Source organism: Gordonia sp. AC31, from assembly GCF_031844505.1.
Classification (GTDB): domain Bacteria; phylum Actinomycetota; class Actinomycetes; order Mycobacteriales; family Mycobacteriaceae; genus Gordonia; species Gordonia hongkongensis.
Window position 1 is genome coordinate 1 of record NZ_JAUZVK010000009.1, and the last position, 12,668, is coordinate 12,668.

Here is a 12,668-nt window from a genome sequence, read left to right on the forward strand (position 1 = left end):
TGGGTGGCGCAGGGCTCGCACGTCACTATCCTCAGCCTGGCGACTGTTGTGGACCATGAAGAACACTCGTGAACATCCGAGTCCGTGTTCCCCTGGTCCGAATGAACGACCTGCTCCCTGAGGGCGTCCGGAGCTTGCGGAGGGCGCGTCTAGTTCCGCCCCTACGGAGTGTCCGGAGCTTGCGGAGGGCGCGGCAAACCTGCGCTCCTTGAGGAGGGCCCGGAGCTTGCGGAGGGCGCGTCGCCCCCTTTTTCCTGAGGAGCGTCCGGAGCTTGCGGAGGGCGCGTCGCCCCCTGTTCCCTGAGGAGCGTCCGGAGCTTGCGGAGGGCGCGTCACCCCCCCCTGCTCCCTGAGGAGCGTCCGGAGCTTGCGGAGGCCGTCACGAAGGGTCTTCGCAGCCCGACTCCCCAGAACCCTTCGTGACGCTCTCAAGGTCGCTCCTCAGGGAGCGGGTGGTGACGCTCGCAAGGTCGCTCCTCAGGGAGCAGGTGGTATCGCTCCCGAGCTCGCTCCTCGGGTATCTGCGGCCTGGCGGCCGTCGTGGGCTACGAGGGAACCACCGCTCCCTGAGGAGGCCGGAGCTTGCGGAGGCCGTCACGAAGGGTCCTGGCGAGATGCGTCGCGAATCTATCGAGGCTCGTCGATCTCGACCGCGCTTCTTCGTCGCTTGTTGGGCCTGGCGGCTTGTGCTTCTGGCCCCAGGTCCAGAGATCTAGCGGATCTCTCGGACCAGGGAGCGGGAGGGGGCGTAAGCGGCGCAGATGTCGATCGCGGGTTCGACGGGACGTTGCGCTCAGTTCCGCCGGTTTGTCCTCGAATCACACCGATGTGTTTCACGTGAAACATCGCGTTAGGACCCGATGTGCACCGACCTGGCAGAGGGTTGGGTTTCACGTGAAACACTGTCTAGGTATCCCACTCGAACGGAGGCGAAGTGCCGTCTGACGCACAACCCGGGCACGAGCACGATCTTGATGCGTTGGCGGTTCCGCCAGACATCGCGACTGATGTCTTCGGTGAGCGGGTGGCGCTGGCGGTGGACTACTGGCGCATCCTCGCCACCGATGGGATCGACCACGGACTCATGGGTCCGCGAGAGGTCCCGCGACTGTGGGATCGTCACATCCTCAACTGCGGCGTACTCGGCGAGCTCATCTCCGACGGATCGCGCGTGATCGACATCGGCAGCGGTGCCGGCCTCCCCGGCATCCCCCTCGCCATCGCACGGCCGGATCTCTCAATCACGCTCATCGAACCGCTACTCCGACGCAGCACCTTCCTGGACCGTGCTGCTGCCGCGCTCTCGTTGGACAACGTGATCGTGATCCGTGGACGAGCCGAAGAGAAGGTGGTACGCGCCGTCGTCGAGCCCGCCGATGTGGTGACGTCGCGGGCCGTCGCGCCGCTCGAACGGTTGGCGAAATGGTCCGCTCCCCTGGTCCGTTCCGGAGGCCAGATGATCGCGATCAAGGGGTCGTCAGCCGCCGAAGAGATCGAACGGGATCGGGCGGTGGTCGGGCGCTCTGGGATCACAGAACTGACGGTTCACACGTGTGGCGATCGCGTTCTCGAGACGCCGACGACCGTGATCGTGGGAACGAAGACCGAGCGGTCGCGCGGTGGCCGTTCCGGACGGCGCTGAGGAGGCGATCGGATTGGTGTGGAGTCCGCGGAGGGCGCAGAATAGGAAGCGTTCTGTCGGCACCCCCGAAGGTGCTGCAATGGACGCTTCCGCGACCGTAGGGTCGGCAGCTACAGCCGCCGGCGGTACGGACGCGAGTCCGTACGAGGTCGGTCAAAGGAGTCCACGCGTGGTCGATCAAGACCCGAATGTTTCACGTGAAACTGCGGCAGGGGGTCACCCCGGAGTTGACGGCCAGCCCTTCGCCGACACCCCTATCGCCATGGCCGCCGAGCGCGCGAGTCAGGTACTGACTCCCGGGGGTGCGGGGCAACTACCCAAACCGCCGCATACACGGATCATGACCGTCGCCAATCAGAAGGGCGGCGTCGGGAAGACCACGACGACCGTCAACCTTGCGGCGGGACTCGCGCTGCGCGGTCTTCGCGTTCTGGTTGTCGATCTCGACCCCCAGGGCAACGCCAGTACCGCGCTCGGCATCGATCATCGCGCAGAGGACATCGCATCGGTGTACGAGTTGTTGCTCGGTGAAGTGACCCTCGAGGAAGCGATCCAGGAGTCGCCCAGCCAGCGCGGCCTGTTCTGCGTGCCTGCGACTCTCGATCTGGCCGGCGCCGAGATCGAACTCGTGTCGCTGGTGGCCCGCGAGAATCGGTTGCGTAATGCGCTCGCCGACGATGTGCTTGCCAAGTACCAGATCGACTACGTGTTCATCGACTGTCCCCCATCACTGGGTCTGCTGACCGTCAACGCGATGGTGGCAGCCCGTGAGGTTCTCATCCCGATCCAGTGCGAGTATTACGCACTCGAGGGCGTCGGACAGCTGCTGCGCAATATCGAACTCGTACAGGCGCACCTCAACCGTGAGCTCCACGTCTCCACGATCGTGCTGACGATGTACGACGGCAGGACGAAGCTGGCCGACCAGGTGGCCGAAGAAGTGCGGCGTCACTTCGGCGACAAGGTGCTGAGCACGATCATCCCGCGGAGCGTCAAGGTGTCCGAGGCCCCCGGCTACGGGATGACGATCATCGAGTATGACCCCGGCTCTCGCGGCGCAATGAGTTACCTCGATGCCGCACGCGAACTGGCGTTGCGGGCTGCCGAGGGGGCGCCGGCGTGATCCGGTATCGCCTCGGTTCACGTGACACGCCGACTCACGACCATCATCGCGAAAGGGAGCACCAATGAGTCAACGAGACGCCGCTCAGCGCCGGGGTGGACTCGGACGAGGGCTCGCGGCGCTGATTCCGACGGGGCCTGCCGACGACCAATCGGGCGCCCCGCGCCTCGGCAACGCCGCAGCGGATGTCGTCATCGGCAAGGGTCCGACGACAGCTGATGATGGCGTCAAGACCTCGTCGACTGCCGCTACGCAGGCGACCGGGACGCAACCTCTCAGCCCGGAAGAGGCGGGCGCGGTGTACCGCGAGTTGCCCCCGAAGGAGATCCAGCCGAATCCCAGTCAGCCCAGAACCGTCTTCGATGACGAGGCGATGGCGGAGCTCGTGCACTCGATTCGAGAGTTCGGGCTGATGCAGCCCATCGTGGTGCGCCGACTCAAGCAGCCCACCGCGGATGGGATCGCCTATCAGATCGTCATGGGTGAGCGCCGGTGGCGGGCAAGCCAGGAGGCAGGGCTCGAGGCCATCCCCGCGATCGTGCGGGAGACGCCTGACGGTGACATGCTGCGCGATGCGTTGTTGGAGAACATCCACCGTGCGCAGCTCAACCCACTCGAAGAAGCGGCGGCCTATCAGCAGCTGCTCGAGGAGTTCGGTGTGACGCACGAGGAGCTCGCCTCTCGCCTCGGCCGTTCTCGCCCGCTGATCAGCAACATGATCCGGTTGCTCAAACTCCCGATTCCGGTGCAACGCCGGGTCGCGGCGGGGGTGCTGTCGGCCGGCCATGCCCGCGCTCTCCTGTCCCTCGAGACCGGAAGCGACGCTCAGGAAGCTCTCGCGGCGCGGATCGTCGCCGAAGGGTTGTCGGTGCGGGCGACTGAAGAAGCTGTCACGCTCGCCAATCGTGGCGACGGTCCGGAAGCGAAATCTCCGTCGGCACCGAAACGCCGTCCGATGCAGATGCCAGGCCTCCAGGATCTCGCGGAGAGACTGTCCGACAGTCTGGACACCAGGGTTACAGTCAGTCTAGGGAAAAGAAAAGGCAAGATCGTGGTGGAGTTCGGCTCGGTCGACGACCTGGAACGCATTGTCGAGTTCATCGATCCGAAGAAGTGAATTTCGACGCGGGATTTCCGGTACCACCTAGACGCGGAAGTAATGTCACAGTGACGATTGACGTAGCCAGCGGGCGCTTGTACAGCGAAAGCTGTTGTTGCGCTGCTACATTCGGCATCCGTGGAATTCTCGACCGGGGCGCACCGACATGAGTGTGTCCGTCACACGGTTGGAACTGGGATCCTTCGCGTCGCTCCCCCGCCACACCCGCAATTGCGTCTTCTGGGAAGTCGAGCCCGTGGCGCAGACAAGCCGCGGCACGGCACGGGGCCCCGGCGATCTCGAACCCTACGAGAGCGAGTTCGACAAGGAGGCGTGGATCTCGGGTCTTCTCCTCGATTGGGGTGCGTGCGGGCAGGTCGCGATCGAATCGAGCACGAACACTGTCATCGGTACAGCCTTCTACGCGCCGCCTAATCGTGTTCCGCGGTCGCAGCACTTCCCTACGTCGCCGGTCAGCCACGACGCCGTGCTGCTCACCAGCATCCGTACCGAGCCCGGCCACGACGAAGTCGCCACCATCCTGCTGGACGCGGTGCTGGGCGACCTGATCCGACGAGGCGTCCGGGCGGTCGAATCGTTCGGTCTGGTACGGAACGGGTCCGGCGCGGATCCCTTTGTGCTCGCCGGGAGCGCGGGCGGGGTGGCCGACGATCTCGAGCTCTGGTCGGATGAGGCGATCGTCGAAGTCGCGCGTGAGATCCTCGACGACCCCCAGGGCGACCTCTGCACGAACTGTATGAATGACGCGTCGTTTCTGAAAGATTCCGGGTTCGACGTCGTGTCGTCGCACCAGAGGTTCCCGCGTTTCCGACTGGAGCTCGACGAAGGGCTCGGCTGGAAGGTCGAGGTGGAGAGTGCGCTGCAGAAACTGGTGGTGATGGCCGAGATGGATCTGGCCGGTCGGCAGCGGACGGCGGTCCCGGTGGGAACCGGGCCGCAGCGGATCAGCGGGAGCTGTTCTCCGCGGCCAGCAGATCCGCGAAAGTATAAGTGCCCGTAGGACGATCGTCCTGATCGAGCAGGTACAGTCGCTTCACCGCCACCACGATGGCGTCGGCGATGACGTTGCGCCAATCCGAATCAGCAAGCACTGCAGCGTCGTTCGGGTTCGTGATGTAACCGACGTCGATGAGGGCCACGGGCATCTTGGTGAGCCGGAGAACGTCCCATGTGCGCTCGTGGGTCCGGCAGTCCGACAATGGCGTGCGTGCCGCGATCTCCCGCTGGATGAAGCCGGCGAGGTTGCGCCCGATCGTCGAGTACGAGTCGTTGTTGCCGAAGTAGAACGACGCGACACCATTGGCGCGCGCGTTCCGGTAATGGCCGCAGCGGAGCGAGATCATCAGGTCGGCGTCCATCAGATTCGCGACGCGAGCGCGCTCGTCGTCCCCGGGACGTCCCCGACCGTCATGCGACAGGAACGTCTGCATTCCGGCGGCCGCCATCCGGCCTTCGAGACGAGCACCGAGGTCCCACAGCAGTTCCGACTCGCGATCGGCGACCTCACCCGTCGACAGGGCATGGAGTCCACCGGAGCCGGGGTCGATGAGGATCCGCTTCCCGGACAACTGCGGTCCGGAACGACGGACGTGCTCTTCTTCGCGGATCGCGTACGGCGAACCCCCGGTCACTCTCGTGCCGAGGCGCTCCAGCGAACGCAGGGTGGCCGGACCGCAGATGCCGTCGGAAGCGAGACCGTATTCACTCTGGTAAAGGCACACTGCGTTATGAGTGGTGAGGCCGAAGACGCCGTCGACCAGCGACGTGAAGTAGCCGAGGTTCTGCAGCCGGCTCTGCAGGGTGGCGACATCGTCGCCGACCATGGGCGCCGACAGCTGATACGAGAGCACTCGAGCGCCGAGACGGTAGGACGCCTCGCGCAGGACGCGGTAGGTCGCCGGACCGACGATACCGTCGACGATCAGGCCGCGCTCCTGCTGAAACGCACGGACGGCCCGGTCACACGCCTCGTCGAAGACAGCTTCGGGTGGATTCCACCCGTTCGCCGAACCACCGTGTGTGGCGCTGGAGGATCCATCGTCGGGCAACAGACCACGTCCGACGAGGATGGCGCGGATCTCGGCCACCGCCGAGCCGTGATCACCAAGTCGGAACAATGGCATCTGGTCACCCCTCGTACGAATCGCGGCAGGTGCGGCTCTGCGCGATGTCCGATGTAGCCAAGCGGTACACCGGTGAAACGTCAGCCTGCATTCTCGCAGCTGGACTTCACTACACCAAACTGCACGGAGCCGAATCGGTGTGATCCGGCGTGCAGGGGTCTCCGGTCGAGACCACGGCCGACACTACCAACGCAAACAGTCCGCGGGTGGAACGGAAACGTCGTTCACCCGTCGGACTGTCGCGTCGATGCGCGGAGAATCGCAGGTCGTCAGGCCGACTGGCCGACGACCGAGTCGAGCTCACGAAGCAGGGCGGCCTTGCCCTTGGCGCCGACGATCGTCTTCACCGGCTGACCCTTGTCGAACAGGATCATGGTCGGGATGGACATGATCTGGAAGTCACGCGCGGTCGACGGGCTCTCGTCGACATCGAGTTTGGCGACCGTCAGCTTGTCGCCGTGGTCGCGAGCGATCTCCTCGAGAACCGGAGCGACCATGCGGCAGGGACCGCACCAGGTGGCCCAGAAGTCCACCAGAACCGGCTTGTCGGCGCCGAGAACGGCGTCCTTGAACGTGGTGTCGGTGACGGCAACGGTGTGTGCACCCATGATCTGATCTCCTTGGTCGGACCGGGCCGGGTGGCCCAGGGGGTAGGTGGTTGACGGTTCAGGCGGGTGCCTGAACAGCGTCGATCTCGGAAACGGAGGCCGCTTCGGCGTCGTCCACGCTGAGGTCGGCTGCCTCACCCTGCTCGGCCAGCCAGCGCTCGGCGTCGATGGCCGCCGAACATCCACTGCCCGCGGCGGTGATGGCCTGTCGGTAGGTGTGGTCCACGAGGTCCCCGGCGGCGAACACGCCGGGAAGCGAAGTGAGGGTCGTACGTCCCTGGACCAGGACGTAACCCTCGGGATCCAGGTCGACCTGTCCGCGGACGAGCTCGCTGCGCGGGTCGTGGCCGATCGCGACGAACATGCCGGTCACATCGAGGGTGCTGACCTCGCCGGTGCGCGTGTCCTCGACCTTCAGACCCGACACCGAACCGTCGCCGACCACGGACTGCACCGCGGCATTGGTGACGAAACGGATCTTGTCGTTGGCACGTGCGCGCTCGAGCATGATCTTCGACGCCCGGAACTCGTCACGACGGTGGACCAGCGTGACACTTCGCGCGAACTTGGTCAGGAACGTGGCCTCCTCCATAGCGGAGTCGCCGCCGCCGATGACGGCGATGTCCTGGTCCTTGAAGAAGAAACCGTCACAGGTGGCACAGGCGGACACACCGCGGCCGAGGAGCTGCTGCTCCCCCTCGATGCCGAGATAGCGCGCCGCCGCGCCCATGGCGAGGATGACGGCGCGGGCCCGGTAGATCTCCCCGCCGACCTCGACCTCCTTGATCCGGCCGGTCAGCCGAACGGTGTCCACGTCCTCCATGCGCAGATCGGCTCCGAAGCGGATGGCCTGCTCACGCATCTCGTCCATCAACGCCGGACCCTGGATACCGGTCTGGAAACCGGGGAAGTTCTCCACCTCGGTGGTCGTCATCAGAGCGCCACCGAACTGGGTGCCCTCGAAGACGATCGGAGATAGCTCGGCGCGCGCGGCGTAGATCGCTGCGGTGTACCCGGCAGGACCAGATCCGATGATGATCAACTCGTGGATCTGCTGGGTCTCTGGCTGGCTCACTTGTCCTCCGTGCTGTGGGTTTAGCGAGACCCGCCCAGTCCAGGCGGGTCACGGCTGCTTCAACACCAGGGTAGGCGGAGATGTTCCCGCGGACGCGACGCGTGCCCCGGCCGGTCGGCGCAACCCTGGGCCTCGCGACGTGCCGGTCACCCGCCGACGATGCCCCGTGAGATCAGCGCCGGGTTTCCCAGGTCACAGTCGAGGCCGACGATCAGCGCGTCGAAACGTCCTGCCACGCCCGTCGACAAGAGAATCGCGGCGGCCCCGGTGCCGTCGACGAGGATTCGACCGGAACCGACGATCACGACCTCGACCGGTACCAGGTGCGCGGCGGTGCAGCGGCGGAGCGCCTCCACGGAACCAAAGGGTGCTCCGTCGGTACGCCCGAGGACCGAGAGTGCGGTCGCGATGCCCGCGGGACCCGCCGGGGTCGGGACCGACGACGACTGAGCGCGCGGCGTCTGCCCGGGATTGGTCGCGTCGGGCGCCGAGACCAGCCGCAGTATTCCGACTGTTCCGACCGCGACGACGACGACTGCGGCGGCAGCCAGCAACAGACGGCCGGCCATTCGACGGTCGTCGCGCGATCGGGAGCGGGCGGGTCGACGCCCGCGGCGTGCGGCCGAGATGTCGACCGGTGCGGGATCCCGGCCGAGCGCGGCGAGGGTGGTCGCGACGTCGGCGCGGACCTGGTCGGGAACGGGTGCGGGCGCCGGACCGGCGGAGCGCAGATCGTCGGAGGTGTGATCCAGCGCGGCCAGGATCGATTGTGCGGCAACGTCATCGACGATGCGGGAACGGATGTGTGCGGCTGTCCGGTCGGGCAGTGCACCGGCGTGCAGGTCGGCGAGGATCTCCGCCGAATACGGCGGGTCCGGTAGATCGCCGGTCTCGTGGTCAACGGGTCCCCGAGGGGTCATGGTGTCAGTCTTCCATTCCGGGGGATGGCGGGCGTTCGTGGAGTTCGGCTCGGTTCGGCGTGGTTCACGAGCGGAGTCGGGTCAGAGGAGGCGGTCTCCTGGTCGCGATCCGTCGAATACTTGGACGCGGCCCGCCCCGGTTCGGTTCCCCCCGGCCGCGATCTGTCGGGAACGGTATGGACCAGTCGGGGTGATGGCGGGTCAGCCGCTCCGCAGATGTCCGAGGACCTGGGCGAGTTTGAGGCGGCCGCGAGCGCATCGACTCTTGATCGTGCCCTCGGCGACACCGAGGATCTCGGCCGCTTCGGCGACCGTGTAACCCTCGATGTCGACGGCGACGATGGCCGCCCGTTGCCCTTCGGGGAGGACGTGCAGCGCCCGTCCGATCGACACCGACAGGTCGACGGCGGCGATGTCGTCGGTGGTGTCGGCGATGGAGACCACGTCCCATTCCGGCAGCGGCACGGTTCTGCGGACCTTGTTCCGTCGGATGCGATCGAGGCCGGCGTTCACGACGATCCGGTGCAGCCAACTCGTCACCTTGGCATCGGACCGGAAGTCGTGTGCGGTCCGATGCGCGGCGAAGAGGGCGTCCTGCAACGCGTCTGCGGCATCCTCCGGATTCTGGCTGGTCCGCAGCGCCACCGACCACAGGTAATCGAGATGGCGGCTGATGAGATCGGAGAAGGCGTGTGGGTCGCCGGCGAGGTGAGCGTGCAGAAGCTGCTCGTCGCTACGCGTGTCGATCGCGTCGTTCCCCCCGGGCATGGGCTGAGAGTAGTGGAGCCGACACCGCGTCATCCGTTGGAGCGACGGCTGTGCACAGCTGTCGCCGGTTGACGGATCTGTCCTCAGGCCGGCCGGTCAGGACTCCAGGCGGGCGCGCACCGCAGCCATCCGCGTCCGCAACTCACTCTCGTCGATGACCTCCCGGTCGAGCAGAGTGTGTGCCAGGGCGACCAGTTGGTTCTCGGGGTAGGGCAGGTCGGCGTAGATGGTCGCCGACAGCCGGTCCTCCTCGTCGCGTCGTTCGACGACGCCGGGGGCGCCCGCGTTCACCGCGGTGGAGTCGGCGACCCGGTCGAGCGCATCGCAGAGACCGTCGAGGCTCGTCTTCCACGGTGGAACAGGGTTCTCCACACCGTATTTCGCGGCCATTCGGTGCCACACCTGGTTCCGGTCGACGATCTCCTCGAGTGGTCCGTGGGATGATCCGGTGCGTCCGTCCTCGGTCATCGGCTACTCCCCCGCCGGGTGGACGGCCGGACGGATGGCCGAGACGACGTTGGTGGTGACCCCCGGTCTGGGGAGCGCGACTCCGATGAGGCAGTCGCGGGTGATGATCTCCGACAGCTGCTGCTCGGTCCATCCGTCGGTGCCTGCCGGGCGCCGCGGCATCACCATGAAGCGGTGCTTCTGATTGGAGTCCTGCACGCGTACGGAGACACCCTCCGGGAGCTGGAGTCCGAACTCGGACAGCACCTGTCGCGGCCACCGCACCATCCGGCGACGGTAGTTCGGCGTTCGGTACCACTCGGGCGAGTTCCCCAGGATCGGGCGCGGATAGCACGAGCACAGCGCACACACGATCACGTGATGGATCGTGGGGGTGTCGGCGAGGATCTCGAAAGCCGTGAAATCGCTGGGTGTTCCGAAACCGGTCGGTTCGAGCCAGTCGACGCCGACCTCTTTGCTGGCGGCCATCGGATCGTCGAGTGCCAATCGCTCGAACTCGGGGTCGAGCCAGGCCCGGGCGACGAGCGTCGCCGCGGGCGTCGGCCCGATCTGTTCGGCGAACTCGGTGAAGCGGCGGTGCTCCTCGGCGGTGAAGAGTCCCTTTTCGATGCACAGCTCACGCAGCGCGATCTCGAGTACCTCGAAGTCGGTGATCTCGTCGACCATCGGCTTGACCGTCCGGTCGTGGTCGTGGTCGTGGTCGTGGTGATCGTCGCTCATCAGCGGTCGTCCTCTCCGCCGGCGGATTCGAGCCAGCGTTCGGGGATCTCGGTCTGCAGGGTGTCGTCGGCGGGCCCGGTGTAGCCGTGCCAGAGGTCGCCCATGGTGAACCGGACCACGTAGAACCACTCCGGTTGGGCGTCAGAGAGACCCCAGGTCTCGTCCTCGGGCGCTGGGCTCTCGTAGGCGACGGCCGCGACCTCGCCGACCGCGCCCCGGACGTATTCCGGTGTCCGGGTGTACAACAGGACGGGCAGCTCGCGGACCCGGACCCGGTCCCCGATGCCGAATGCGGCGTCGCCCGCCCGCCCGGCGTAGATCTGCGGGTCGCCGATTCCGATGGCGTGCCGGTGGTGTGTGTTCCGCGGGACGTCGGATCCGTCTCCGACGCTGCGCGGGCGGGCCTCGAGACGCCGGCCGTCCAGGCCGCCCGCGTATCGCTCCCGGACCTCGAGCATGCGTTCACTGAGCTCGCCGAGCGCGATGTGGTGCTTCTCGACGAGAATTCTGGCGACCGCCAGCAACCAGCGTCCGTAGTACGGGATTCCGAGGTAGACCGCGCGACCGACGTCGACGTTGCCGATCCGACGCCGCTCTTCGGACAACCAGATTCCGCGCCAGGCGAGCACCTCACACATGACATAGGTCATGTGCTCCCATTCTTCGTACGCCTTGCCCTCGTAGGTGATCGGTGCGTCGGGCTCACCCCCGACGTCGTGAACCGGCTTCATGTAGGCGACGAATCGATCGTGGTCGAGGAGATCGGGCGTCGGGGCATCCGGCAGCTCGGGATACGAGGACTTAAGTCGCGCAACGAGTTCGAGTTGTCTCGCACGTTCTTCGGCAGTGCTCACCGGACACCTCCCGGACCCTTGTCCGACGGTTGCAGCGCAGTTGCAGGAGAACCTACACGCCGGCCGCGGGGTTCAGGAGCGTTTTCGGCACGCCCTTGCTCCCCGATCCGAACGAACGACAGCCGCGAGCGCATCAACCCTTCGTGGCTCGTCGCTTGCGCTCCTCGCACCTCAGTATCTGCGGCCTGGCGGCCGTCGTGGACTACGAAGGAACCCGTTGTGTTCGAGCAAGCCCAACCACTGCTCCCTGAGGAGGCCGGAGCTTGCGGAGGCCGTCACGAAGGGTCCTGGTGAGTCGGGTTGCGAAGACCGTGACGCGCCCTCCGCAAGCTCCGGGCGCTCCTCAGCTGAGAGAGCAGGGGGCAGGGCGTTCTTTCGGATCAGGGAGCAGAGGGAGGGCACCGTTTTGACCCCACACAGCAGCGGTTCTGTAGTTCTTGCGGATATGGGAGCAGCTTCGAAGGGGTCAGGTCAGAAGCCGGCCATAGGCGGCGACGAAGAGCTCCACACAAACGTCGAGGATCTCGTCGAGCGCATAGCGTTCCGCGTCGGCCTCCCCCGCACCGGCGACGTACCAGTCGACGAGAAGCTGGGTGACTGCTCCGACCAGGCCCACCGACGCCAGCCGTTCGCGGTCCGACGTCGGTCGCGCGCCACGAGCGAGTGCCAGGATGAGCGCGGCCCAGTCGTGGATCGCGCGCATGCGGACCCGCTCGATCTCCGGGGACACACCCACCACTTCGACGAGCATCACACGCGCGCGCCGGGGATCGTCGGCGAGGCAGGACATGAACGCCCCGAGAGCCGCTCGTGTGACATCCGGAACACGCTCGGCGGCAACGCCTTCCGCCGAGTCCGATGATCCGGGGGCGGCGCCGGCGATCTCCGCTGCGGCATCGACGGTCGCCGCCCGGACGAAGTCGACGCAGTCGTCGTACACGGCGACGAGCAGGGCGGCGCGGTCGGTGAAGGACTCGTAGAAGTATCGCTGCGTCAGTCCGGCGAGGTCGCAGATCCCCTTCACCGACACGTTCGCGTATCCGTCGGTTCCGAAGGCGTCGAGCCCGGCCGCGATCAGGGCGGCGCGACGGCGTTCGCGCCGCTGCGTCGGGTCGGCTCCGCCATAGCGTCGTCCGGGCGGGGTCGGCGTCGACGGGGTCGGGTCCGGCACGGCTGTCACGCGAGCTCCCTCCCGGGTCTTTACAGCAGATCTTCTGACACGTTACCTTGTCAGAAGTAAGTGACAT

13 protein-coding genes are annotated in these 12,668 nt (G+C 66.4%); 4 read left to right on the forward strand and 9 right to left on the reverse strand.

Annotated features, from left to right (window positions below; translation table 11 throughout):
* Positions 1 to 934 precede the first annotated feature (934 nt).
* The 4 genes from rsmG (at position 935) to Q9R39_RS12520 (ending at position 4,885) form a co-directional block, all read left to right on the forward strand.
* Positions 935 to 1,642, forward strand: coding sequence for a 16S rRNA (guanine(527)-N(7))-methyltransferase RsmG (gene rsmG / locus Q9R39_RS12505; protein ID WP_311277573.1), 708 nt, complete (start codon positions 935 to 937; stop codon positions 1,640 to 1,642).
* 169 nt (positions 1,643 to 1,811) lie between these two features.
* Positions 1,812 to 2,765, forward strand: a complete 954-nt coding sequence (locus Q9R39_RS12510; protein ID WP_065630845.1) for a ParA family protein — start codon at positions 1,812 to 1,814, stop codon at positions 2,763 to 2,765.
* Positions 2,766 to 2,829: 64 nt separating this feature from the next.
* Positions 2,830 to 3,882 carry a ParB/RepB/Spo0J family partition protein gene (locus Q9R39_RS12515; RefSeq protein ID WP_068970786.1) on the forward strand — a complete coding sequence of 351 codons (1,053 nt, stop codon included), beginning with the start codon at positions 2,830 to 2,832 and terminating at the stop codon, positions 3,880 to 3,882.
* A gap of 148 nt (positions 3,883 to 4,030) precedes the next feature.
* Complete coding sequence (locus tag Q9R39_RS12520) at positions 4,031 to 4,885, forward strand: hypothetical protein (RefSeq protein WP_311277574.1); 855 nt, start codon at positions 4,031 to 4,033, stop codon at positions 4,883 to 4,885.
* On the opposite strand, the gene Q9R39_RS12525 is transcribed toward Q9R39_RS12520, so the two are convergent.
* From Q9R39_RS12525 to Q9R39_RS12565, 9 genes are all read right to left on the reverse strand, one after another.
* Positions 4,830 to 6,008, reverse strand: a complete 1,179-nt coding sequence (locus tag Q9R39_RS12525; RefSeq protein ID WP_311277575.1) for an N-acetylmuramoyl-L-alanine amidase — start codon at positions 6,006 to 6,008, stop codon at positions 4,830 to 4,832. The two genes, Q9R39_RS12520 and Q9R39_RS12525, sit on opposite strands and share 56 nt — an antisense overlap.
* Before the next feature lie 269 nt (positions 6,009 to 6,277).
* Positions 6,278 to 6,616: a thioredoxin gene (gene trxA, locus Q9R39_RS12530; RefSeq protein ID WP_058252984.1), complete on the reverse strand. Its 339-nt coding sequence runs from the start codon at positions 6,614 to 6,616 to the stop codon at positions 6,278 to 6,280.
* Between the two features lie 58 nt (positions 6,617 to 6,674).
* Positions 6,675 to 7,691, reverse strand: a complete 1,017-nt coding sequence (gene trxB / locus Q9R39_RS12535) for a thioredoxin-disulfide reductase (RefSeq protein WP_065630850.1) — start codon at positions 7,689 to 7,691, stop codon at positions 6,675 to 6,677.
* Positions 7,692 to 7,837: 146 nt separating this feature from the next.
* Entirely contained in the window at positions 7,838 to 8,611 is a 774-nt protein-coding gene (locus Q9R39_RS12540; RefSeq protein WP_165629308.1) for a hypothetical protein, read from the reverse strand.
* Between the two features lie 201 nt (positions 8,612 to 8,812).
* Positions 8,813 to 9,379, reverse strand: coding sequence for an RNA polymerase sigma factor SigM (sigM, locus tag Q9R39_RS12545; RefSeq protein ID WP_058252981.1), 567 nt, complete (start codon positions 9,377 to 9,379; stop codon positions 8,813 to 8,815).
* A gap of 96 nt (positions 9,380 to 9,475) precedes the next feature.
* The gene (locus tag Q9R39_RS12550) at positions 9,476 to 9,847 is read right to left on the reverse strand and encodes a thiocyanate hydrolase (protein ID WP_311277576.1); all 372 of its coding nucleotides are present in this window, start codon (positions 9,845 to 9,847) and stop codon (positions 9,476 to 9,478) included.
* Positions 9,848 to 9,850: 3 nt separating this feature from the next.
* Positions 9,851 to 10,567: a thiocyanate hydrolase subunit gamma gene (gene scnC, locus Q9R39_RS12555; protein ID WP_058252979.1), complete on the reverse strand. Its 717-nt coding sequence runs from the start codon at positions 10,565 to 10,567 to the stop codon at positions 9,851 to 9,853.
* Entirely contained in the window at positions 10,567 to 11,421 is an 855-nt protein-coding gene (locus Q9R39_RS12560) for an SH3-like domain-containing protein (RefSeq protein ID WP_058252978.1), read from the reverse strand. The genes scnC and Q9R39_RS12560 overlap by 1 nt, the downstream gene beginning before the upstream one ends.
* A 466-nt stretch (positions 11,422 to 11,887) precedes the next feature.
* A complete protein-coding gene (locus tag Q9R39_RS12565) occupies positions 11,888 to 12,601 on the reverse strand; it encodes a TetR/AcrR family transcriptional regulator (RefSeq protein WP_311277577.1) in 714 nt (237 codons plus the stop codon).
* Positions 12,602 to 12,668 lie beyond the last annotated feature (67 nt).

Bases quoted from the DNA above. Each gene is read 5' to 3' on its own strand.
- Q9R39_RS12515 (WP_068970786.1), top strand. From the start codon at position 2,830: ATGAGTCAACGAGACGCCGCTCAGCGCCGGGGTGGACTCGGACGAGGG.
- Q9R39_RS12520 (WP_311277574.1), top strand. From the start codon at position 4,031: ATGAGTGTGTCCGTCACACGGTTGGAACTGGGATCCTTCGCGTCGCTC.
- Q9R39_RS12525 (WP_311277575.1), bottom strand. From the start codon at position 6,008: ATGCCATTGTTCCGACTTGGTGATCACGGCTCGGCGGTGGCCGAGATC.
- trxA (WP_058252984.1), bottom strand. From the start codon at position 6,616: ATGGGTGCACACACCGTTGCCGTCACCGACACCACGTTCAAGGACGCC.
- Q9R39_RS12540 (WP_165629308.1), bottom strand. From the start codon at position 8,611: ATGACCCCTCGGGGACCCGTTGACCACGAGACCGGCGATCTACCGGAC.
- sigM (WP_058252981.1), bottom strand. From the start codon at position 9,379: ATGCCCGGGGGGAACGACGCGATCGACACGCGTAGCGACGAGCAGCTT.
- Q9R39_RS12550 (WP_311277576.1), bottom strand. From the start codon at position 9,847: ATGACCGAGGACGGACGCACCGGATCATCCCACGGACCACTCGAGGAG.
- scnC (WP_058252979.1), bottom strand. From the start codon at position 10,567: ATGAGCGACGATCACCACGACCACGACCACGACCACGACCGGACGGTC.